Raw genomic sequence first — 24,763 nt, forward strand, 5'->3', positions numbered from 1 at the left:
CGCTACAAATCTCGGAATTATTTCATTTGACATTCCTAACAGTAAACTTTAATATTATGAAACGATTAATGAGTGTATTATGTATGGCGATTTTGTTCGCATCATGTTCTTCCGATGATGATTCTTCTTCTTCTGAAATCAATCTCGAAGGTTCTTGGACCTTGACCCAAGCAAATTTGGGCGCGCCTGTGGATTTTAATAATGACGGTACCGCCGACCCTAATTTTATTGTTGAAGTACCCTGCTTTGAGGGTGATATAACCTTCAACGCAAATGGATCATTTACGCAAAACTTCAGTAGGGTGGAAGCCGAGGAAGTTAACGGTGAAATAGTTTATGTATGTAATGGTACCGTAACAAATGCCGGTAGTTATGAATTAAACGGAAACCAGTTGACTACCACTATAAACACGGCCACTGGGCCCGAAGTTAACACTACCACTATTAATTTGAACAATAATGTTTTAAAAGCAACATTTGACTATGAGGAGTATGGCGATATTGAATTTGTTTACCAAAAAGATTAAAATAATTTCTTTTTAAAGAATATGAAAATGACGTTTCAAGAGAAACGTCATTTTTTTATGTAGATATGTGAACCGCACTATGAGAAATTGAAAATTATCAATGCGCCTCCAACCAATTCTCCCCAAAGCCCAAATCAACATCCAGCGGCACGGTTAGCTTATAAGCATTTTCCATTTCGTGTTTTACCATCGTTTTTAATTTTTCCAGTTCGGGTTTGAAGGCATCAAAAACAAGTTCATCGTGTACTTGAAGCAACATCTTGCTTTTGTAGTTTTCTTCGGAAAGTTTTTGGTGGATATTAATCATCGCTATTTTAATAATATCCGCAGCACTTCCTTGAATTGGGGCATTTACGGCATTTCGTTCCGCGGCACCGCGCACCACTTGGTTGCTTCCATTGATGTCCTTTAAATAACGTCTTCGGCCCATAACCGTTTCCACATAGCCATTTTCACGCGCAAACTGAATTTGTTCGCTTATGTAATTCCGGAGTTTTGGGTAGGTTTTATAATACGTCTCAATCAAATCTTTCGCCTCGCCTCGGGAAAGATCGGTTTGGTTGCTCAATCCGAAAGCGGAAACGCCGTAAACAATCCCGAAATTCACCGTTTTTGCATTGCTTCGTTGCTCGCGCGTCACTTCATCTATCGGCACATTAAAAACTTTTGAAGCCGTGGAAGCGTGAATATCCTCTCCTTTTCTGAAAGCTTCAATCATCGTATCTTCTTCGCTTAGTGCAGCAATAATGCGCAATTCTATTTGTGAATAATCCGCCGCCATCAAAACATAATCTTCGTTTCGAGGAATAAATGCTTTCCGAACTTCGCGTCCACGCTCGGTTCTAATTGGTATATTTTGAAGATTTGGATTATTGCTACTCAAACGTCCCGTTGCAGCCACAGTTTGCATATAATCTGTATGCACGCGGCCGGTCGATTTTTCAACCTGCCCAGGAAGCGCATCCACATAAGTGCTTTTCAATTTTGAAAGTCCGCGGTATTCCAGTACATCGCGGATAATTTTGTGGTCTTTTGCCAAAAATGAAAGTACATCTTCCGCCGTGGAATATTGCCCGGTTTTGGTTTTTTTCGGTTTATCGATCAACTTCATTTTTTCGAAAAGAATTTCGCCCAATTGTTTTGGGGAGGCGATATTGAAAGTCTCGCCAGCCTCTTCGTAAATGTGTTGTTCAAGCTGAAGGATATCCTTATCCAATTCCTTGGAAAGTTTTTTCAGAAAATCCTCGTCGAGATTGATGCCTTCCAATTCCATATCGGCCAAAACCCGGAGCAGTGGCACTTCAATTTCATCAAAAAGTTTTTGGGTATTGGCCTCACCCAATTCGTTCACAAAATGTTCCTTTAATTGAAACGTAACATCGGCATCCTCAACGGCATATTCGGTCTGTTTTTCAATCGGCACGTCACGCATACTTAATTGATTTTTACCCTTTTTGCCAATAAGCGCTTCGATGGAAACGGGAGTATAATTCAGGTAGGTTTCGCTCAAAACGTCCATATTATGGCGCATATCGGGGTTTATTAAATAGTGCGCGAGCATGGTATCAAAAAGTTTCCCTTTTACATTTACGTGATATTTTGCCAGCATTTTGAAATCATATTTCAAATTCTGTCCGATTTTCTCAATAGTTTCATCCTCAAAAAAGGGTCGCAATTCCTCAATTAAAAGCTGGGCATCGAGTTTGTTTTCTGGGAATGGCACATAAAATCCCTTCCCTTTTTCCCAAGAAAACGCAATGCCAACCAGTTCCGCTTCAATGCAATTTATGCTTGTAGTTTCCGTATCAAAACACACACTTTTCTGTTTCATCAAATTCTGAAGAAACAATTTTCTGCCCATTCCGGGTTGAACGGTTTGATAAAAATGTTCGGTATTTTCAATGGTTGCCCGACTGTTGAAACTTTTTATTTCTGTGGCAGTTTCATTGTCGCCGCCAAAAAGTGAAAACTGTCCGCTGCCCGCCGAAGTTGCGGTGGCCCGTTTTGCCGTTTCCGAATTCGAAATCTGTGTAACCCTTTCCGTAGTGCCTTCCTCAGAAAACAATTTCAAAAACTGCTCCTTCAGTCTGCGGAATTCCAACTCCTCAAAAATCTGCTGCACTTTTTCGCCATCGGGCATCGATAGTTCGTAATCCTTTTCATTAAATGTAACGTCGCAAGTGGTGCAAATGGTAGCGAGCTTTTTAGAAAGCAAACCCAGTTCTGCGTTGGCTTCAACTTTCGCCTTCATCGCACCTTTCAGCTTATCGGTATTTGCCAAAAGATTCTCCATAGAGCCAAATTCAGCAATAAATTTCATAGCCGTCTTTTCGCCAACGCCGGGCAATCCGGGAATATTATCGCTGGCATCGCCCATCATTCCCAAATAATCAATTACCTGCTCTGGGCGTTCCACTCCGAAACGTTTCTGCACCTCCGGTATGCCCCAAATTTCAATGGCATTGCCCATTCGCGCGGGGCGGTACATAAAAATATTTTCAGAAACCAACTGCCCAAAATCCTTATCGGGCGTAACCATAAAAACTTGGTACCCCTGTTTTTCGGCCTGTTGCGCGAGAGTTCCTATAATATCGTCAGCCTCCAAACCCGAAAGTTCAACGCAGGGAATGTGCATTGCCTTTATTATTTCCTGAATAATTGGGATGGATTGGCGAATAACGTCGGGCGTTTCGTTGCGGTTTGCTTTGTATTCCGCAAAAAGTTCAGTTCGTTCCGCGCTGCCATCCTTGTCAAAACACACGGCCAAATGGTCGGGACGCTCGCGGCGGATAACATCAAAAAGGGAATTCATAAATCCCAAAATGGCCGAGGTATCCTGCCCTTTACTGTTTATGGTTGGATTTTTTATAAATGCGAAATAGCCACGGAAGATTAGGGCGTAGGCATCGAGAAGGAAAAGTCGTTTTTGGGTGGACATGAATGAATTTTTAGACGAGTTTCAAAACTACAAAACTTCTGCCGTGGGGCGAAATTAATTGGATTGCAATTCGTATTTTTCGCCCCTAAAATAATTCCGAATGAAAAAATTTTCAATGGTAATCCACGGCGGCGCCGGCACACTTGTGAAAGGCTTGATGACTCCCGAAAAAGAAGAGCAATATAAAGCCGCTTTAAACGAAGCCTTGGAAAAAGGATATGCCATTTTGGAGAATGGCGGAAGTGCCTTGGATGCGGTTGAAACTGCCGTAAATTATTTGGAAGATTCCCCGCTTTTTAACGCCGGAAGGGGAAGCGTTTTCACCAATGATGGCACCCATGAAATGGACGCAGCTATTATGGATGGCAAGACTTTGGATGCTGGCGCGGTTTCCTTAATTTCGGGAATTAAGAATCCGGTGTCATTGGCGCGTGCTATTATGGAAAAAACCGACCACGTTTTTTTGGCCGGAGATGGCGCAATGCGTTTCGCAAAAAGTTTGGATTACAAATTGGAAACCCCAGAATATTTTTATGACGAACACCGCTACCAGCAATGGCAAAACATAAAGGACAGCGATAAATTTCAGTTGGACCACAGTCTGAAAAAGGAAGGCAAATTCGGAACGGTGGGTGCCGTGGCCTGCGATAAAAATGGAAACATTGCCGCCGCAACTTCAACCGGCGGAATGACCAATAAAAAATGGGGAAGAATTGGTGACAGCCCAATGATTGGCGCCGGAAACTACGCCAATAACAAAACTTGCGCGGTAAGTTGCACGGGCAGCGGCGAATTTTTCATTCGTGGCGTGGTGGCTTACGACGTTTCCTGTTTGATGGAATATAAAGGAATGACTTTGGAAGAAGCAGCTTCCGAGGTAATTAACAAACGCGTTTTGGAAATTGGTGGCGATGGCGGCCTAATTGCCGTCGATTCTGATGGAAATATTGCAATGCCGTTCAATACCGAGGGAATGTACCGAGCCTTTAAAACTTCCGAAGGAAAAAAAGAAATTGGGATTTATAAAGATTAAATTAACTCGATTTATAGCCTAAAGCCTAAAGCCTAAAGCCTACAGCCTATAGCTACAAAGCCTGCGCATCCGTCATTTGAATGTGCATAGGGGAAATCTTGATCTTGTTCTTCTTTATGTCCAGTTTGTCGCCATTGGCGAGAATATGGGTTTTTAGATTGGTAAGTGACATCGGGGAACCTTCCACAACTACATTTTGATTGTTGTGCTTCAATTTTCGGGGGTCAAAAAGAATGACCATTCCGGAACCAATCACTTCCGCCATATTGCAATTTTTTATTACCAAACCAGTATCTTCCGCCAAACCGATGCCTATCATTTCGGGGAAACGCGCAACGGCTTCGGCAAGCCTTCCAAAGCGGCCACGACGAATAAAATGCGAATCGATAATCAGGTTTGGGATAAAACCCATTCCTTCGCCCATCAACACGGCTCCTTTTGTAAATGCTTCTTTAATGCCCCCGCCTTTTATCATTTCCTGGCTCATACACATAGCTCCAGCGCTGGTTCCGGCAATTACGAAATTATCGTCTTCGTAACGTTGCTTAATAATTTTATGCAATAAACTTCCGCCAATATATTGTACGATTTTGGATTGGTCGCCGCCTGTAAACATAACGCAATCGGCTTTTTTTATCAAATCCAGATTTTTCTTTTCTTCGGAATCCTCACGATTTCGGATGTCCATGATATGAACATTTTCGCAGCCCAACTTTCCAAAAGCGTTCAAATAATTTTGGCTCACTTCATTAGGAATGCTTGATGCTGTTGGAATCACAATTATCATAGCATCCTTGCCTCCGCTTTCCCGAACTACGCGCGAAAGAATCCCTTCCTGAATATATTCCAGCGTATAAATTTCGCTTTGTTCAATGCCTTTATCTTCATTTCCACCTATGGGGATCAGTGTGCCTTTTACGCTCATGAATTTATTTTATTTGCCCGCAAAAATACAGCAATTGTTATAAAAATTAATCATATATTTAACAAATTCGATCCTAATATAAAAATTCACCATCCTATGAGAATACGCGAAATCAATGCCATGCGAGGGCCAAATTACTGGTCCGTACGCCGCCATAAATTAATTGTAATGGTTTTGGATTTGGAAGAAATGGAAGAGCTTCCCACCAATAAAGTTGATGGTTTTTTGGACCGATTGAAAATGATGTTTCCAAGCATGTACAGCCATCGATGCAGCGTGGGCGAGCCGGGCGGATTTTTCCAAAGAGTGGAGGAAGGCACGTGGATGGGCCACGTTATTGAGCACATCGCGCTTGATATTCAAACCTTGGCGGGAATGGACACCGGCTTCGGAAGAACGCGTGGTTATGGCGAAAAAGGTGTATATAATGTGGTGTTCAGCTATATCGAAGAAAATGTTGGGCGCTATGCCGCAAAGGCTTCGGTTGATATTTGCAGGGCGATTATTTCTGGCGAAAATTACAATCTTGAGGATGATATTCAAAAAATGCGGGAGCTTCGCGAAGAGGAACGTCTTGGCCCAAGCACAGGTTCCATCGTTGAGGAAGCCGAAGCGCGCGGAATTCCGTGGATTCGGTTAAATAAATATTCCCTTTGCCAATTGGGTTACGGCGCAAACCAAAAAAGAATACAGGCTACCGTTACTTCGGAAACAAGCAGCATCGGGGTGGAATTGGCGTGTGATAAAGAAGACACCAAATTTCTTTTGGAACAGGCTGAAGTTGAGGTGCCACGGGGCGATATCATCAGTCGCGAAAGCAGTTTGGAGGAAGCCTGTAAATATGTGGGTTTTCCTTTGGTAGTTAAACCCGTGGACGGAAATCACGGCCGCGGAATTACCGTGAATATCAAAAACTATGAAGATGCGTTGGTAGCTTTTCGCGCAGCTAAAAATGTGGCTTCAAAAATTATTATCGAAAAATATATCACCGGCGAAGATTATAGATTGCTTGTTATAAACAATGTTTTGGTCGCCGCCGCAAAGCGAAGTCCGGCGCATGTAATTGGCGATGGAAAATCGACTATAAAGGAATTGGTGGATGAGGTAAATAAAGACACGCGCCGCGGTTACGGCCACGAAAATGTACTTACGCAGATTACAATTAATGACCTCACTAAAACCATTCTGAAAACAAAAGGATACACCGAAGAATCAATTCCTAAGGAAGGCGAAAGAGTGATATTAAAAGATACCGCAAATCTCAGCACCGGCGGTACCGCTGAAGATGTTACCGATATAGTGCATCCATCCAACGTCTCCATGGCGGAACGTATTTCCAAAATTATCGACCTCGACATCTGCGGAATTGATATTATGACAACCGATATCAGTCAACCATTGCACGAAACCGGCGGAGCCGTTCTCGAAGTGAATGCGGGCCCAGGTTTTAGGATGCATTTGGCCCCAACCACAGGTTTACCGCGCAATGTTGCCGCGCCGGTGGTTGATAAATTGTTTCCAATTCAGGGTGATACAGGAAGAATTCCTATAATTGCCGTGACCGGTACAAATGGAAAAACTACCACTACGCGATTGATTGCCCACATGGCAAAAATGAAAGGATACAGAGTGGGCTATACCACGAGCGATGGGGTTTACATTCAAAATAGATTGCTGATGAAAGGCGATTGCACCGGCCCGGCAAGTTCAGAATTTGTGCTGAAAGACCCAACGGTAAATTTCGCGGTTTTGGAATGTGCCCGAGGCGGCTTGCTGCGCGCGGGTCTCGGTTTCAAAAAATGTGATATCGGTATCGTTACAAACGTGGCAAGCGACCATTTGGGGTTGAAGGGAATCCATACTATCGAGCAATTGGCGAAGGTTAAGGGCGTAATTCCCGAGACCGTTTTACCAAACGGTTATGCCATTTTAAATGCGGACGACGATTTGGTTTACGATATGCGACGAACAATAAATTGTAATCTCGCACTATTCTCGATGGACGAGGAAAATCCGCGTATAAAGGCACTCCAAAAACTTGGTGGAATTACGGCTATTTACGAAAATGGTTACGTAACCCTTTGCCGAGGCACGTGGAAAATGCGCGTGATGAAGGCCGAAAACATTCCGCTTACCTATGGCGGAAGAGCAACTTTTATGATACAGAATATTCTTCCGGCTGTAATTGCCGCCAACGTTCGCGGCATTGGCATCGAGGATATGAAAGTGGCCTTGGAAACTTTTATTCCATCGGCCTCCCAAACGCCGGGAAGATTGAATCTTTTTCAATTTGAAAACTTCAGCATTTTGCTGGACTATGCCCATAACCCTGCGGGAATGCGCGCACTCAAAGCTTTCACCGATTCATTTGATGCCACTGAAAAAGTTGGAATTATTGCTGGGGTAGGCGATAGAAGGGAAGAGGATACAAACGAATTGGGAAGCATTGCCGCCGAAATGTTTGACCAAATAATAATCAGACAGGATAAAAACCTTCGTGGAAAAAGTGAAGAGGATTTAATAAGAATGTTGGACGATGGCATTAAAATGAAGGATCCAAACAAAAAAACCACGATCATTCCTTCAGAAAAAGAAGCTATTACTCATGCCGTAAACAATGCTAAAAAAGGTTCATTGATTATTTGCTGTAGCGACGTAATCCCGGACGCACTGGATTTGGTAATGAAATTTAAGGAGCAGGAAACTCGGGGCGAAAAAATGTTTGCGGTATAAAAAGCAAAAGTCGCTCCTCAAAAGCGGCTGACTTTTATGCTGGCTAACTAAAATCAGCTCAATTACCGTCTATAAAATAGGCGGTTTTTTTGTTTACAGATTTCTGCTATAGTTAAATTAATGGAAGGATTTTCGAATGAATTTTATTGAAGTGCGATAATTTTTTTCCGCTTAAATATTCCGAAGAAAAGAATGTAGCCATAACAGGCAATTATCAAAAACAGCGCGAACTTAAACCCAATGGTATCAGTCAAAAATCCATAAGCGGGCGGGATGACAGCCCCGCCCACAATTGCCATACAAAGCAATCCCGAAGCTTGCGGTTTTAAATCGCCCAAACCATCAATCGTCAACGCAAAAATGGTGGGGAACATAATTGAGTTGAAAAGCCCAACCGCCAAAATTGACCACATTGAAACTAATCCGTAGGTGTGCATTGAAATGAGTAACATCAGCACTGCCAAAAATGCAAATATTGAAAGCACTTTTGTGGGTTTCATAATTCGGGTTAAATAAGCCCCGATAAATCTTCCAATCATTGCGCCGCTCCAATAAAAAACGATAAATGCACCAACAATAGCTTTGCTGTCTATGGAAGCTAAATCAGTATTTAGAAGCCTTTCAGCGATGTATTTCATAGTTTCGTTTTGCTGGATTATTTCAGAAAGATTCATACTTAGGAAATAATTCACCAAATAACTGCCAATCGCAACTTCGGCGCCAACATAAACGAAAATTCCAAAGGCGCCGAGCATCACGATTTTGTTTTTTAAAAGTTTTCCGTAGCCGCCCACGGGATTTTTCTCCAATATTTTCGGAAGTTTTATAAACAGGAATAAAAGAGCCAAAAAGCCGATGAAGGCAGCAATAAAAAGAAACGGCGTTTGAACGGCAGAAGCTTCGGAAATATAATAAGCACTTCGATCAATATCGGTCAAAACCGAAATTTCTTCGGAAGACATTATTGTATCGCTCAGCAAAAACGAAGCTCCAATCAATGGCGCAATTGCCGTTCCCAAACTATTAAATGCCTGTGAAAGATTCAATCTGCTTGATGCGCCATCCTCGCTTCCCAAAACTGAAACATATGGATTTGCAGCAACTTGCAGAACCGTGATTCCCCCAGCGAGGGTAAAATACGCCACCAAAAAAATCCAAAATTCCCTTTCCGACGCTGCGGGATAAAAAAGCAAACAGCCAATTGCCATCGTAATCAACCCGACAACTATTCCTTTTTTATAACCAATCCTTGAAAGCAAAGCTCCCGCGGGAACTGAAATTATTAAATACGCCAAAAAGAAAGCAAACTGAACCAAACCCGCTTGAAAATAAGTAAGTTCAAAAACATCTTTTAAACGTGGAATTAAACTGTCCACCAAAACGGTAATAAATCCCCAAAGGAAAAAAAGTACGGTAACGGTTATAAATGCGGAGCGGAAGGATTTTTTTTCGGACATATTTTAATGATACGATGAATGCTGTTATTGCTATTGGTTCTTTATTTTTTAGGTTTACTGCTCATTTCAAAAACAATTTCTTTGCTCTTTGTAACCTCATCGTGCGTCAAGTAATTTCTGTGCAATTTCTTTCCATCAACTGAAACGCTTTTCACATAAATATTTTTTGGGCTTTGGTTTTTCGCCACGATTTTCACTGAATTTCCATTATCCAAATGCAAAATAGCTTCCTCAACCAACGGACTTCCCAACGCATAATTCGGCGAACCGGGAGTTACGGGATAAAAGCCCAAAGCACTGAAAATGTACCAAGCGCTCATTTGTCCGGCATCGTCGTTTCCGCAAAGGCCATCCACTTTTGGAGCGTACATTTCGTTCATAATTTTCCGCACGCGCTCTTGCGTTTTGTAATCTTTTCCCGTCCAATTGTATAAATAGGGAATGTGGTGGCCCGGCTCATTTCCGTGAACGTAATTCCCCATAATACCGTCGCGTGTTATGTCCTCATTTTTTTCGATGTATTTATCGTCAAGTTCCATTGTGAAAAGCGAATCCAAATGTTTTGAAAAACGCTCTTTTCCGCCCATCATTTCAACCATTTCATCTAAATTTTGCGGCACGTAAAGCCCGTAATTCCAAGCATTCCCTTCAATAAAACCTTGTCCATGCGTGTCCAAAGGATCAAATTCCTTTCTGAATTTTCCATCGGAAAGTTTTGGTCGCATATACCCAATTTTAGGATCGTACACATTTTTGAAATATTCCGAACGCGCCAAATACTCCTTTTCTGCTTCAGTATTGCCAACACTTTTCGCTATTTGCGCAATGCACCAATCGTCATAAGCGTATTCCAAAGTTTTCGAAACTGACGAACTGCTTTTGTCTTCGGGAACAAACCCCATTTTTTTGTATTCGCCAACTCCGTCAAAATAATCAACATTCGCGGTATTTATGGAAGCCTCCAAAGCGTGGTTTTTATCGAAATTGCCCACGTTTTTCACAACCGCATCCGCAATTACCGAAGTGGCGTGATAGCCAATCATGCACCAGTTTTCATTGGCATAATGGCTCCAAATGGGCAACATTTTATGCACGCTTTGGTCGTGATGTGCGAGCATACTTTTTATCATATCGTTGTTCCGTTGCGGGTGGATTATATTGAAAAGCGGATGCAACGCCCGATAGGTATCCCAAAGTGAAAAAATGGTGTAATTGGTAAACCCATCCGAAGTGTGGATATTTTGGTCGAGACCGCGGTATTGCCCATCAACATCTTCATAAGTAATGGGGCTCAGCATCGAATGATAAAGCGCGGTGTACAAATTGATTTTGTCTCCGGGAGTGATTGATTTTACTTCAATTTTTGAAAGTTCTTTGTTCCATTTTTGCTTGGTTTCGGCTTTGGTTTTTTCAAAATCCCAATGCGGAATTTCGGCTTTTAGATTTTTCATCGCGCCTTCAGTACTTACTGATGAAAGCGCAAATTTTATTGATATTTTTTCGTTTTCTTCGGTATCGAAATTGAAGAAAGCTCGAATTTCCTTTCCAGCCATTTCGGGGAAATTTTCTTCTTCATTGAATTTTCTGTAAAAGCCGTTGTATTTGGCTTTGTTATATTTTTTATGACCGTAACTTTTGAAGGGTTTTGAAAATTCCATCACAAAATAAACAGTGCGGGTTCGCGCCCAACCGTGGGTTTGACGATATCCCGTAACGGTTGAATCATTTTCTACCCGAACAAAAGTCCAAACGTTTTTATCGTCGTGGCCGTAAACGTTGTAAACCATATCGAGAATAATGTGCGCTTCATCACTTTTCGGAAAAGTATATTGATGAAAACCCACGCGATCACTGGCGGTAAGCTCTGCGGAAATATTATAATCGTCCAATTTCACTTTATAATAACCCGGCGAAGCCATTTCGTTTTTATGTGAAAATGTTGAAACAAAACCTTTTTCGCCAGTTTCAGTTATCAGCGGATCTAAAACCAATTTTCCAACGGTTGGCATCACCAAAAAATCGCCCAAATCTGAATGTCCCGTTCCGCTAAAATTAGTGTGCGCAAACCCAATAATCGTGGAATCTGCATATTGATAACCCGCGCAATATTCATAGGTTTTCTGATTGTAAGTTCCATCGGCTTGATACATCGTTTGCACATTCGTTTGCGGACTCAATTGCACCATTCCAAACGGAGTTGTAGCTCCGGGAAACGTGTGGCCCATTCTGTCAGTTCCGATAAATGGATTTACGAATTGGGTAAAATCTTTGGTTTGTGCAAATGTCATCATGCAACTGAAAATTGCAATTAGGGCAACTTTTTTTCTGTTCATTTTTTATCAATTATAAAGATTGGAGGTAGTTTTTTTTCCTGTGAAATTTGAAAAAAGAGGTAGGCGAGATTGAGTGCATTACGAAGGAATATTTTGAAAAGATACTAAAACCGTTAAAATAAAGTGAAGGCACAAATCAATTTTTTGAAACTTGTTACCTTTAAAAATTCTTTCTCCTATGCGTTGGTTTCTTTTTATACTATTTTACATTTTGGTGGATATTTATGCCTTTCAGGCGGTAAAAACTATTACAAAGAGTCCACTGATTTATGGTTTTTACGTTGTTATTTCGCTTATGGTTTTGGCGGGATTGATTTACGAACTGTCATTTTTCGGTTCATCCAAAATGATGCAGCCGCCCAAAATGTATTTCTTCGGAATATTTCTGGCCGTTTTTGTACCGAAATTGTTGCTCGTTATATTTATGTTCGGCGAAGATATTCTAAGATTTTTCGTGGGTTTATTTATGAAAATTTATGGCAGCCAAGGTGATTTCTATATGCCATCACGCCGAAAATTTGTTAGTACTATTGCCTTGGGAATTGCTGCAATTCCTTTTGCATCCCTGCTTTATGGAATGATTCAAGGGAAGTATGATTATCGCGTTTTGAAATATGCCCTGGAATTTGACGATTTGCCAGATGAATTTGACGGCTTCACGTTAACGCAGATAAGTGATGTGCACTGTGGAAGTTTCGACAATCGAAGAAAAGTGGAATATGCCGTAAATCTCATTAACGAACAGCAAAGTGATATCATACTATTTACGGGTGATTTGGTGAACAATACCGCCGATGAATTGCACGATTGGAAAAATCTATTTTCAACGTTAAAAGCTCCGCAAGGTATTTTTTCGGTATTGGGAAATCACGATTATGGTGATTATGTAAAGTGGAAAAGTGCGTCCGCAAAAGCCGAAAATTTCCGTAGACTTATAGATTCCCAAAAGGAAATGGGATGGGATTTATTGCGGAATGAAAACAGAATTTTGGAAAGAAATGGACAGCAGATTGCAATAGTTGGCGTTGAAAACTGGGGCGAAAATGGATTTAAACAATCGGGAGATTTGGACAAAGCTAGTGAAGGAATTTCCGGAAATATGTTCAAAATTTTGTTGAGCCATGACCCTTCCCATTGGCAGTCAAAAGTAAAGACAGATAGGCGCAACTTTCAGCTAACCTTGAGCGGCCATACTCACGGAATGCAGTTTGGCATTGAAATTCCCGGTATAATTAAATGGAGCCCCATAAAGTATAGGTATAAAAATTGGGCTGGAATTTATGAGGAATTTGGAAGATATATAAATGTGAACCGTGGTTTCGGATATTTAGGCTATCCCGGAAGGATTGGCATTTGGCCAGAGATCACTGTAATTCAACTTAAAAAGAAACAGAATACTGTATAATAATAGGGAAATGTTATATTTGTAAATACAAATGTTCCACTAATACATTATGTAAATGTCAAAATTTGGAGAATTAATTGAAACTCGAATTCCCGTGCTGTTGGATTTTTATGCAGAATGGGATGAAGCTTGCAAAATTATGAATCCGGTACTTAGAGATGTTGCGGCAGCGCTTGGCGATAAGGCCCGAGTTATAAAAATTGATGTTGACAAAAACAAGGAACTTGCAGAAGCACTTCGGGTGAAAGGCCTACCCACGCTAATGATCTACAAAAATGGCGAAATGAAATGGCGCCAGAGCGGCGAACAGGATGCAGATACGCTCATTGGGCTCATTAATGAATATATTTAGTGTCAAAATGCTCAATAAACAATTTGATTTATTCTTAAAAACGTGCTGATAATATAAACTTTTGGCATAATATTCTACATATCCTAATCTACTGTTAATGATTTAACGGTATTCCCACAAATAAGTTAAAAATTATAAAATTTACCGTTAAAGTGATTGTTAATTCCGATTAAGTCGTTTAATTTGTCGGAAAAAATTTACTTTATCCCCAAGCGTCATGAAAAATTCCTACTTCTCACTTTCCGTTTCGGGTAGTGTATTTTCTCTTTTAATCTTTTTGTTTACTGTTTCTGTTAATGCCCAAGTGGGTATTGGGAATACCAATCCAGCAGCTTCATCAGTATTAGATGTTACTTCAACGGATAAAGGAATGTTAGTGCCTCGGATGACTACTACTCAAAGGTTAGCTATTACAACTCCCGCCAACAGTCTTTTAGTATACGACACAAACTTGGAATCTTTTTTCCATTTTGATGATACTCCCCCTCCAGGAAGCTGGGTTAGAATAAATTCTACCACAAACCAAAGAAGTAATTATAAGTTAGTAAAAACTGTAGCAGATTTTCCTGCGCCCTTAAGCGGAAAAATCACTTTGCAGACAAATACTTACTATGAAATTAACGGACTGATTAACCTTACGACTCCGATTGATTTAAATAATGCCTATATTTCTGGAATGGATGCAAATGAAGATATTCTGTCATTTGCCGGGGGAACTGTTTTTGAAGGAAATACTGGCGGCAGTATTCGAAACATTACAATCAAAGGAGCGAGAGCCTTTAATATTGTTGGTCCCGGAGCCGCCACTCCGTCTTCTCTTCTTATTCAGAACACCATTATTGATGGAATGACAACTCGTGTAGGAACTATTTCGTCATTGGGACTATATTTTGGAAATATTGTTCAGTTTATAAATAATGTTGGCGGTATTACTTATACCAATATAGGAAATTTGCTCTTAAATAACCAAGCCTGGTTAGGTACTAACTTAGGTACTTTCGAAACGTACACTGGTACCTTTGGATTAATAGAAAAAGTGAGCGGATTTAGTACTGTTCCCCTCAGTGCCACTGCATTAGATGTTAGTAATACAGGATTAACCGTAGGTACTGGTGTTTTGTTGGGAACGGTTTTTTCCGGAGGGGGCACGTATGTAAAACCTTATCCTGCAGCAAGCACTTATCCTGGCTATAATTTTTCAACGGCTTGGACCGTAAACAGCCCTGGGATTCCGAGAGAGGCTGATGATGCGGCTACAGGCGATATAAATCTATCAGCAGCAGTAGGTACAGGAGCTGAAACTTCTTTTGGTTCAAATGGAACTCCAATAAAGGTACTTGGAACAACCACTTCGAATAATCTTTTTCGCTTTGAAAATCCAGTAAATAATCGAATAACCTATAGAGGATCAAAGAAAAGATATTTTCAAGTCACTGGTTCGGTTTCATTCCAGTCTGAAGCGGAACCTACGATTATTTTATATATAGCTAAGAATGGAGTTGTTCTTCCTGAAACAAAGGTTTATGGACGGGGGGCTAGTGGGTTTTTGCTTAATAATTCCGGAATCTTAGCCCTACCGATAGTTGGAACTGTTGAACTAAAAAATGGAGATTATATTGAAATATGGGCAGAACGTTTTTCTGGTACAGGTAAGATGAATACAGTTTCTCTAAATCTTACCGCTAGATAAATAAGAATTTTGGTTTATTGATTTACACAACAAATCTCTCTCCCTAATAAACCCCAAAACCTTCGGCAAAACATACCGAAGGTTTTTTTCTGCCTTTAGGCTGTCGTGAAACACAACTACGCTCCCCGATCTTAAATTTTTCAATACATTTTGAAGGCATTTTTCTTCGGAAACTTTTGCATCGTAATCATAACTTATAATATCCCACATCACAATTTTAAACCCTTTTTGCTGGAGTATTTTGGCCTGCTGCGAAGTTACTTTTCCATAGGGCGGACGGAATAATATTTCAGAATTCTTGATTGTGAATTCAGAATTAAGTAGTTCTTTAAATTTCAATACATTTTCTACATATTCCGACGTTTCAGTTCTCCAGCCATTTAAATGGTTAAAAGTGTGATTGCCCACGGAATGCCCTTCGGCAAGAATTCTTCTAAAAATTTCGGGATGCTTTTGCACGTTTTCGCCTATGCAAAAGAATGTTGCTTTTGCTTTGTGCTTTTTCAGCTCGTCCAAAACCCAAGAGGTTACTTCTGGAATTGGGCCATCGTCAAAAGTTAAATAAACTGAATCCTTGGAATCCGAAAATGCCCAAATTCGCTCAGGGTATAACCCCTGGATGAATCTGGGCATTTTTATTAAATTGAATTTCAATCTTTTCTAATTTACAGGAATTTCTGTTTCAATATTTTGAATTGGTTCTTCTTCCATTTTTTTTAGGAGATTGGAGTCTAATGGAATTTCAATAGTTGAATCTGTTCTAAATTCCTTGTCCAGATCAATTGCTTCATCCGGGGAATAGAAGTGTCGGAACAGTTTCAGGTAGTCATTGAATTTCTTGGCTTCCTCCCGCGCAAAGGTTTCATCGTCATACATTACGGCCAGTTGAACCAAGCTTCGGTATCGTTCCACGTCACTTATAATGTCTGAAGCAATGTTGCGTTGGTTGTTGAATTTTAAACTGTTGTAATACACTAGATGTTCCTGATATAATTTTGTAACATCTTCATAGACTTTGCGGGCCTTTTCGGGTATGTCCAATTCGTAATAGCCTATCACGAACGGTTCCAGCAAACTGTAGTATTCAAAATATTTAACTGGCATTTTATCCATTGCCAGGTCGAGCACTTTCTCGGCTTTTCCGTTTTCGCCATTGTTGATGAGTGCTTCGGCAAGTCGGGCTAGGTTGCTTCGGTAGGTTATTCCATTCCTGCGTGTTTCGGTATCGTGGTATATGTCCGGACTTCCGCTATTGCCCCAATCCCACGACATCACGATATCATACATTTTGTTGGCATCTATTCGGCCCATATCAAAAGGATTCCGTTTGTTTAATGGCGTTTTTATTGGAACCAGTTTGTAAACAACGCCGTCCAGCTGCAAATAATCCTTCATCCATAGATAATCGTCATCGCCAAAGCTACCACCGCTGAAATAAATGGGACGTTCCCAATTGTTATTGGCAATAATATCCAGCATCATCATTCGGTTTTTATAAATAATGTCGCCTTTTAAATTGATATCGATGTAAGGCACAATTTTATCTGCGTCCTTTTGGTCCACAATTCCGTTTCTGAGCACTGCTTCTTTGTCCACTGGAATGCGGATAACCTTGGACGGGAATGTGTTTATCACTTGTCCGCTGGGCAGCTCCATTTGTGTAGCGGGGCTATCATTTGCAACAAAGTTCATCCAGGTTTTTATATCAATGGTATCCTTTGTTGTTTGTTGGAAAATAAGAAAGTCTCGTGTTCCGTAGCGGTATTTTTCGTGTGTCAATTGCGATGGAATTGGATCACTCGTGAAGGCTTTCTTCTTCATATCATCAATATACCAATCGGTTTGGAACAAACTCGTGTTCACTATCCGAACGTCCTGACGATAGCCCTCAACATTCTGTGCATACCACAGGGCGAAGGTGTCATTATCGCCAATGGTGAAAAGTATGGCGTTTTCATCACAGGAATCCAAATACATTTTGCCCATGGACTGGGCGGTATACCGGTTGCTTCGGTCGTGGTCGTCCCAGTTTTGGGTAGCCAACAATACGGGGGCGGCCAAAGTGGTAGCAATAAGCACCACTGGCAGGGCTACCTTCGGTTTCAAATAATTTTTCAATATGTCGAAAAGTGCATAAACGCCATAGCCTATCCACATTGCGAAAACATAGAAACTTCCCACTAAAGCATAGTCGCGCTCCCGCGGTTCAAAGGGTCGTTCGTTGAGGTATATTTTGAGGGCAAGCCCCATAAATAGAAACAGCACCAGCAACACCCAAAAACTTTTTTGGTCGTTTTTGAAATGAAAAACCAAACCAATTATACCCAAAATCAGAGGAAGGAAAAAGTAGGTATTGCGAGCTTTGTTGTTTTCCATATCACTGGGCAAGGCCTCCTGATTGCCCAGCCGCAGGGCATCAATGAACTTAATTCCACTCAGCCAGTTTCCGTGGAGGTCCGTATATTGGCCCTGAACATCGTCCTGTCTTCCGGTAAAGTTCCACATAAAGTAGCGCCAATACATGTAGCCAAATTGAAACTCTAGCATAAACTGTATATTCTGTAAAAAGGAGGGTTTTTGAATGTCCAGATATTGGCTAAAATTCTTCAGAAATTTATCATACCCTTCCTTGTCCACCAAATCCTGGTTGTATGCCTGCTTGAATTTATTTACCTCTTCCACAAGTCGTGGCTCGCTTAAATATTCACTTTTAATGGAAAAATCCAAACCGTTGGTAAACTCCAAATAGTTTTTGCTATGCTCGGTGCTCCACATTCGTGGCAAGAAACCTTTTTGGGAATCTTCAGTGTTCTGGGCTGCGTTTTTATAATTGTTTACAATAACATATTTGCCAGTTGCTTCATCCTTTTCATAATTTGGCTTTTCGTCCCTATAAGGATTGTCTTCATCTAAACCTACATAACTTTCCGTGAAAAGCGGTCCGTAGAAAAGATGTGTCTCAGGATATTGTTCCCTATTATAGTATGCCAATAGTTCGCGGGCATTGTTCGGATTATTTTCATTTATCACTGTTCCCGCATTTGCGCGAATTGGAAGCATTAGCCAACTGGAAAATCCAATAAATATGAAGAGTACACACAGCAGTAACGTATTCAGTTGGGCATATCCTCTTCTTCTCGTAAAGCGCAACCCGATAATAAAAAGTACCACAAAAAGCAATGCAGCAAATATGGTCCCGGAGTTAAAAGGGAGCCCGATGCTGTTTACAAAAAACAATTCAGAAGCGCTAAAGAATTTCATTGTCCACGGCAATAAAAGCTTAAAAATTAAAAGAAGTATAGCGACGGCTACAATATTTGCAACTATGAAATTCTTTACGGTAACGGTTTTGTAATGTTTGAAGAAATACAAAAAACCGATAGCAGGAATGGTTAGCAATGCCATAAAGTGCACTCCAAAGGAAAGCCCTATAATAAATGCGATAAGGATAACCCAGCGGTTGCCACGGGGTTCCAGCATATCGCGTTCCCAACGCAAGGCGGTATAAAATAGCACCGACATTAAAAAGATTGCACTTGCGTAAACCTCAGCTTCCACTGCGTTGTACCAAAAACTATCCGTAAAGGTAAATGCTAGCGAGCCTACTGCGGCACTTCCAATAATTGCTATTGCATTGTTTCTTTTTATTTCGTGATGTTTCGAAACAATATTGGTTAGCAAAATTGTGAGTGACCAAAACATAAACAAAATGGTGAATGCACTGGAAAAAACGGACATTAAGTTAATGGTAAGTGCAATATATGAAGCATCCGGTGCGAATATGGAGAAAAACGCCCCCAATAATTGAAAGAGCGGTGCGCCCGGCGGATGGCCCACCTCAAGATTGCTGGATGTGGCAATATATTCACCCGCATCCCAAAAACTTACTGTCGGTTCCACGGTTAACCAATAGGTAGTAAGGGCAACGGCAAAGACAATCCAGCCAGTAATTTTGTTCCATTTTGTAAAGTTGAAAGAACCCATAAGCAATTTAAATTTGAACGGGACGAATTTACTAATAATATACATAGCCCCAATTATGTTATTGAGGTAACGTAGAATATGGTGCTATATTTTTAATGATGCCAATGTGGGACAGTACAAATTTTTTGCAATAAAATATTTGTACAAGCCAAAGTTTGTATTAAATTTGCCACCTCATTATTGCCCCGCCACAATTGGGGATGGAATGATGGCCCATGGTGTAACTGGCAACACGTCTGATTTTGGTTCAGAAGAGTCTAGGTTCGAGCCCTAGTGGGCCAACAAATTAGAATCCCAATCTTAAAAAAGTTTGGGATTTTTTATTTCATAAATTTTTATATAAATGGTGAAGAATTCTATTATCTATCATATATACGAAGCAATACAGATAAGTTTATTTCAGTAATAAATTCAAAAACTGGAGAAGTAATACATACGGTATATCGTCCAATGTCATACAATTTCAGTGATAAGGACATGAAGATAATCCAAGAAGATATTGAGAAGTAAATAAAGATTGCTGCTTAGCTTACCTCTTCGTTCTCCATATCAATAACCTTCGCAACCGTTTTTACAAGGCGGTTGTGGTTTTTTACGAAGGGATTGGTTTCATCCCAAACGTAACCTGCAAGAACCGCACAAATTTGTTCTTTTATTACCGGATTCTCAGGACGATGGAAGAATATTTTCTGAAGATTTCCCGTGTACCATTCACTAACGTAGGTCCTGAAAACATCAACACCTTTCATAATGTAGCCCGTATATTCTTTTTCCCAATCAACTTTTTCGCCGTTCAATTGTTTCGTTATTAATTTGGCGGCCTTCACACCAGATTCGGTCGCAAAGGTTACGCCCGATGAAAATACCGGATCCAAAAATTCAGCACTGTTGCCTGTCAATGCGTAACCTTTGCCATAAAGCTGTTTTACTGCTTTTGAATAATTTTTGATTATATGCGGCTCAAAAAGGAATTCCAAATTTTTTAATCTATCATAATAATAATCCGAAGTTTTGAGCATTTCCCTAAGCTTTTCAGCATTTGTACCGCTGAAGGATTCAATATATTCCGTGGGCCCGACGAATCCGATACTGGTGTTTCCGTTCGAAAATGGAATCACCCAAAGCCATACTTCATCCTTCACAACATCAAAGGTTATGATGGTTCCTTCCACACCTTCGGGACGGTCTGGTTCGCTAACGTGTGTGAATATTGCCGAGTTTGCCTCTAAGGAAGAAGGTTTATCCAAATCCAACAAACGTGGCAAAACCCTTCCATAGCCGCTGCTGTCTATGATGAATTTGGCATGAATTTTATATTCATTTCCATTTTCATCCTTTACCGTGGTGGTGGAGTGGCCGTTGGCATCAAAATCTACAGCCGTTACTTCGTGTTGGAAAGAAACATCCACCCCTTTTTTAACGAGCTCCTTGGCAAGAGTGTTGTCAAAATCGGCGCGTGGAACCTGCCACGTATAATCCCAGCCGGGCGTGTGTTTCTGTGCAAAATCAAAATTACAAACAATGTCATTTTTTAAGAATCTTGCGCCAGCCTTAATTTCAAAATTCTGATCCATCAAACACGCTAATAGTCCGGTTTCCTCAAAATGGTCCATGCATCGAGGCAAAAGGCTTTCGCCAATCACGAAACGCGGAAACTTACTTTTTTCTACTACTTTGGAGCTTATTCCGTTGTTTTTTAGATAGGCAGAAGCAACGCAACCGGATGGGCCAGCGCCAATAATTAACACATCAACAGCAATATCATTCATATTATTAATATATAGATTGTTAAAAAATTCTAAATTTGCAATGCAAAATAAATATTTTTTTTGAGCAACTTTAATTTTTAATCGAACACACATTCAACCGTAAATGCCAACATTACAAGGAAAACTGGAATTAACCGATTTTGAGAATGTTATAATCAAAAACGAAACGGTCCAACTTCACAAAGATATAGTAGATAGGGTTCAAAACAGTTTTGATTTTTTGAAAGAATTTTCCGAAAACAAAATTATTTACGGAGTCAACACCGGTTTCGGGCCCATGGCGCAATACAAAATAAAGGATGACCAGCGCATCCAACTTCAATATAACCTTATCCGAAGCCACGCCTCGGGCACCGGCAATGCCATACCAGCGCAATACGTAAGGGCGGCAATGCTTGCACGAATGAACACTCTGAGCCTTGGAAATAGCGGTGTACATCCATCAGTAATAAAATTGATGGGTGAATTGCTCAATAAAAACATCATCCCACTTATCTATGAGCACGGAGGCGTGGGCGCCAGTGGCGATTTGGTGCAACTGGCACATTTGGCCTTGGTACTTATTGGGGAGGGAGAAGTTTTTTACAAAGGTGAAAGAAGAAATACCGAAGACGTGTTCAAGCTTGAAAATTTACAACCCATAAAAGTAGCCCTGCGCGAAGGCTTGGCCTTGATGAACGGAACTTCAGTAATGACGGGCATTGGATTGGTAAATGTGATAAATACAAAACATATAATGCGGTGGATGATCACAGCATCCTCGGCCATTAATGAAATTGTAAAGGCATATGATGACCACCTTTCTTTCGAACTAAACCAAACCAAAAAACACGAGGGCCAGCGAAAAGTGGCTGAAATGATGCGCGCACATTTAAAGGACAGCAAACTAACACGCAAGCGCGAGCATCACCTTTATAGCGGAGCCAGCAATGAGGAGGTTTTTATCGAAAAAGTCCAGGAATATTACTCTCTGCGCTGTGTTCCACAAATCTTGGGTCCTGTTTTGGACACGCTGAATGGCGTTGAAAAAATATTGATTGAAGAAGTAAATTCAGCAAATGACAACCCAATTGTTGATGTTGAAAAGCGCCACGTGTATCACGGCGGAAACTTTCACGGCGATTATGTTTCGCTTGAAATGGACAAACTGAAAATAGTGGTAGCAAAAATGACAATGCTTGCCGAACGGCAGTTAAATTATCTGCTAAATTCAAAATTGAATGAGATTCTTCCACCATTCGTTAATCTTGGGAAATTGGGGCTCAATTTTGGAATGCAGGGCGTACAATTTACTGCAACTTCAACTACTGCGGAAAGCCAAATGCTCAGCAACCCAATGTATGTACACAGTATTCCAAACAATAATGACAATCAAGATGTGGTAAGCATGGGGACCAATGCTGCGCTTATTACTAAAAAAGTAATTGAAAATGCATTTGAAGTGCTTGCCATAGAGCTAATAACAATAGTTCAGGCCATAGAATATTTAGGGGTTCAGAACGATGTTTCCTCGGAAACAAAGAAAATGTATGATGAAATTCGCCGAATAGTACCCGTTTTTAAGGAGGACGTCGTGATGTATCCTTACGTAAATAGCGTAAAGGAATTTTTGATGACCTCTGTAAATCAAGAATAAACTAAATTTGCAAAAAGACCATATCCCCTTAACTAACTAAAAACCAAGATAATTATGAAATCAATTTTTTTCTTCGCGCTTACTTTAATTATGGGAACAAGTGCAATTTCTTCACAGGAATTGGCGCTGGTCCGTGACAATGATCAATTTGGATACATCAACAAATCGGGTGAATATGCCATCCAGCCGCAATTTGAAAAAGCCGCAGATTTTTCTGGCAAATATGCCGCGGCAATGAAAGACAAGAAGTGGGGCTTCATCAACACCACTGGACAATGGGTAATACAGCCAGAATATGATCGAGTGAAGGAATTTAATTCCGGATATGCCGTTGTAATGCAATATGACCAATGGAAATACATCAATGATAAAGGTGAAACCTTAAGCATACCTGCCACGGACAAGGTCTACGATTTTGACAATGGAGTTGCCGTAATTAGAAACGGGGACAAAATAGGATTGATTGACACCAACGGCAAGACCATTTTAGAACCAAAATATGATGAAATAAAAGGTTACAATAATGGATATGCAAAATATAAAAACGGAGCGACTTGGGGATTGCTCAACAATAAAGGTGAAGTTTTTGTGCCCGCGGAATACGATGAAATCGGCGATTATAGTAAGAATGGTATTTGGGCCCGAAAAGGAGAAAGCTTTGGCGTGATTAATAATGGCTCTTTTACTCCAATTGCCGGAATAGATAAAATATGGGATTTCACGAACGATTCCGCATTAACCTATGCCCGAAGCAACAAGAAAATGGGCTACATAAATGGAAAAGGGGAGTGGGTAATTCAGCCAACTTATGATAAAGTAAGAGCTTTCAATGCTGGTCTTGCACCTGTAAATAATGGTAAACTTTGGGGTTACATAAATGAAAAAGGAGAAACTGTTACAGAAATTAAATACAGCGATGCCGAAATTTTTTCTGACAATGGTCTCGCCCCGGTGAAGGAGAAAAAATTATGGGGCTTTATTGACAAAACCGGAAAACTGGTTATCCCTATGGAATATGACATTTCCTCGGGATTAGGATTTCTGCAAAGCGGGTCAGACAAAGGTTTCATCAATGGTATTGCCAAAGTAAAAAAAGATAAAAAATGGGGGTTTATTGATGAAAATGGAAAAGTGTTGGGCCAGTGGCACCAAAATGCAGAAAATTTTGTTGACACATCAAAATAAATAGGCTGCCTCAGGTCCAAAATTTTTCTGAAAAAATATGGAGGAAAAGAAAAATAAAATAAAATACGCATTAATAACCGGCGGCTCCCGTGGTATTGGACGTGCAATTTGCATACAATTGGCGAAGGATTTGGAGTACCAACTACTAATTAACTATAACGGCAATAAGGAAGCCGCCCAGCAAACCTTAATGGAAGTTGAGGCCAACGGCGGAAAAGGAGAAATTATTCAGTTTGACGTTACCAATCCTGAAGCCGTCAATAAGGCATTTGACTTATGGCACGAAAAAAATAAGGAAGCTATCATTGAAGTAATTATAAACAATGCCGGAATTACTAAAGATGGTATGTTTATGTGGATGAAACCTGAAGACTGGCATAGCGTGATCAATACTAGTTTGAATGGATTTTACAATGTAAGCAATGCTTTGATCCAAAAATTATTGGTCAATAAATATGGAAGAATTATCAACATGGTTTCAGTTTCTGGATTAAAAGGAACTGCTGGTCAGGTCAATTATTCCGCTGCAAAAGGTGCAGTAATTGGAGCCACAAAGGCACTTGCGCAGGAAGTGGCCAAACGGAACATAACCGTGAACGCCGTTGCCCCAGGATTCATAAAAAGCGATATGACCGCCGAACTTGACGAAAAAGAACTAAAAAAATTAATACCGGCCAATCGATTTGGAGAAACCGCGGAAGTAGCTCATCTTGTTAGCTTTTTGGCATCACCAAAAGCATCCTATATTACCGGGGAGGTTATTAATATTAATGGTGGAATTTATTCCTAAAATTGA

16 protein-coding genes and 1 tRNA gene are annotated in these 24,763 nt (G+C 40.5%); 10 read left to right on the top strand and 7 right to left on the bottom strand.

Annotated elements, in window-relative coordinates; all coding sequences use genetic code 11:
• Positions 1-56 precede the first annotated feature (56 nt).
• Positions 57-527 carry a lipocalin family protein gene (locus QRD02_RS02855; RefSeq protein WP_290253385.1) on the top strand — a complete coding sequence of 157 codons (471 nt, stop codon included), beginning with the start codon at positions 57-59 and terminating at the stop codon, positions 525-527.
• 97 nt (positions 528-624) lie between these two features.
• Here the strand turns inward: QRD02_RS02855 and polA are convergent, their stop codons facing one another.
• Positions 625-3,465 (bottom strand): DNA polymerase I, encoded by a 2,841-nt coding sequence (gene polA / locus QRD02_RS02860; RefSeq protein ID WP_290253386.1) that lies wholly within the window; start codon positions 3,463-3,465, stop codon positions 625-627.
• A 100-nt stretch (positions 3,466-3,565) separates the two neighbouring features.
• On the opposite strand from polA, the gene QRD02_RS02865 reads away from it, so the two are divergent.
• Entirely contained in the window at positions 3,566-4,498 is a 933-nt protein-coding gene (locus QRD02_RS02865) for an isoaspartyl peptidase/L-asparaginase family protein (RefSeq protein ID WP_290253387.1), read from the top strand.
• A gap of 52 nt (positions 4,499-4,550) precedes the next feature.
• On the opposite strand, the gene QRD02_RS02870 is transcribed toward QRD02_RS02865, so the two are convergent.
• Positions 4,551-5,423, bottom strand: a complete 873-nt coding sequence (locus tag QRD02_RS02870) for a cyanophycinase (RefSeq protein WP_290253388.1) — start codon at positions 5,421-5,423, stop codon at positions 4,551-4,553.
• Positions 5,424-5,519: 96 nt separating this feature from the next.
• On the opposite strand from QRD02_RS02870, the gene cphA reads away from it, so the two are divergent.
• Entirely contained in the window at positions 5,520-8,156 is a 2,637-nt protein-coding gene (gene cphA / locus QRD02_RS02875) for a cyanophycin synthetase (protein ID WP_290253389.1), read from the top strand.
• Between the two features lie 143 nt (positions 8,157-8,299).
• On the opposite strand, the gene QRD02_RS02880 is transcribed toward cphA, so the two are convergent.
• Both QRD02_RS02880 and QRD02_RS02885 read right to left on the bottom strand, forming a co-directional pair.
• Positions 8,300-9,613 carry a sugar MFS transporter gene (locus QRD02_RS02880; RefSeq protein ID WP_290253390.1) on the bottom strand — a complete coding sequence of 438 codons (1,314 nt, stop codon included), beginning with the start codon at positions 9,611-9,613 and terminating at the stop codon, positions 8,300-8,302.
• 41 nt (positions 9,614-9,654) lie between these two features.
• Entirely contained in the window at positions 9,655-11,946 is a 2,292-nt protein-coding gene (locus tag QRD02_RS02885) for a GH92 family glycosyl hydrolase (protein WP_290253391.1), read from the bottom strand.
• A 178-nt stretch (positions 11,947-12,124) separates the two neighbouring features.
• On the opposite strand from QRD02_RS02885, the gene QRD02_RS02890 reads away from it, so the two are divergent.
• The 3 genes from QRD02_RS02890 to QRD02_RS02900 all read left to right on the top strand — a co-directional run bounded on the left by QRD02_RS02890 (position 12,125) and on the right by QRD02_RS02900 (position 15,393).
• Positions 12,125-13,351 (top strand): metallophosphoesterase, encoded by a 1,227-nt coding sequence (locus QRD02_RS02890; protein WP_290253392.1) that lies wholly within the window; start codon positions 12,125-12,127, stop codon positions 13,349-13,351.
• A 55-nt stretch (positions 13,352-13,406) separates the two neighbouring features.
• Complete coding sequence (locus QRD02_RS02895; protein WP_290253393.1) at positions 13,407-13,703, top strand: thioredoxin family protein; 297 nt, start codon at positions 13,407-13,409, stop codon at positions 13,701-13,703.
• A gap of 217 nt (positions 13,704-13,920) precedes the next feature.
• Positions 13,921-15,393, top strand: a complete 1,473-nt coding sequence (locus QRD02_RS02900) for a phage tail-like protein (RefSeq protein WP_290253394.1) — start codon at positions 13,921-13,923, stop codon at positions 15,391-15,393.
• Here the strand turns inward: QRD02_RS02900 and QRD02_RS02905 are convergent.
• Both QRD02_RS02905 and QRD02_RS02910 read right to left on the bottom strand, forming a co-directional pair.
• Positions 15,373-16,026, bottom strand: a complete 654-nt coding sequence (locus QRD02_RS02905; RefSeq protein ID WP_290253395.1) for a polysaccharide deacetylase family protein — start codon at positions 16,024-16,026, stop codon at positions 15,373-15,375. The genes QRD02_RS02900 and QRD02_RS02905 overlap by 21 nt on opposite strands.
• 27 nt (positions 16,027-16,053) lie before the next feature.
• The gene (locus QRD02_RS02910; protein WP_290253396.1) at positions 16,054-19,377 is read right to left on the bottom strand and encodes a glycosyltransferase family 117 protein; all 3,324 of its coding nucleotides are present in this window, start codon (positions 19,375-19,377) and stop codon (positions 16,054-16,056) included.
• Between the two features lie 209 nt (positions 19,378-19,586).
• Between QRD02_RS02910 and QRD02_RS02915 the strand changes: the two genes are divergently transcribed.
• Positions 19,587-19,659, top strand: a tRNA-Gln gene (locus tag QRD02_RS02915).
• A 242-nt stretch (positions 19,660-19,901) separates the two neighbouring features.
• Here QRD02_RS02915 and QRD02_RS02920 read toward each other — a convergent pair.
• Positions 19,902-21,146: an NAD(P)/FAD-dependent oxidoreductase gene (locus QRD02_RS02920; RefSeq protein WP_290253397.1), complete on the bottom strand. Its 1,245-nt coding sequence runs from the start codon at positions 21,144-21,146 to the stop codon at positions 19,902-19,904.
• A 103-nt stretch (positions 21,147-21,249) separates the two neighbouring features.
• Here QRD02_RS02920 and flxA point away from each other — a divergent pair, with 103 nt between their 5' ends.
• From flxA to flxB, 3 genes are read left to right on the top strand one after another with little or no spacing between them, the layout of a single operon-like run.
• Entirely contained in the window at positions 21,250-22,782 is a 1,533-nt protein-coding gene (gene flxA / locus QRD02_RS02925; RefSeq protein ID WP_290253398.1) for a flexirubin biosynthesis tyrosine ammonia-lyase FlxA, read from the top strand.
• Positions 22,783-22,836: 54 nt separating this feature from the next.
• Complete coding sequence (locus QRD02_RS02930) at positions 22,837-23,967, top strand: WG repeat-containing protein (protein WP_290253399.1); 1,131 nt, start codon at positions 22,837-22,839, stop codon at positions 23,965-23,967.
• A 58-nt stretch (positions 23,968-24,025) separates the two neighbouring features.
• Positions 24,026-24,757, top strand: coding sequence for a flexirubin biosynthesis SDR family reductase FlxB (gene flxB / locus QRD02_RS02935; protein ID WP_290253490.1), 732 nt, complete (start codon positions 24,026-24,028; stop codon positions 24,755-24,757).
• The last annotated feature ends 6 nt before the right edge of the window (positions 24,758-24,763 follow it).

The organism is Aequorivita aurantiaca, from assembly GCF_030410135.1.
Classification (GTDB): Bacteria; Bacteroidota; Bacteroidia; order Flavobacteriales; family Flavobacteriaceae; genus Aequorivita; species Aequorivita aurantiaca.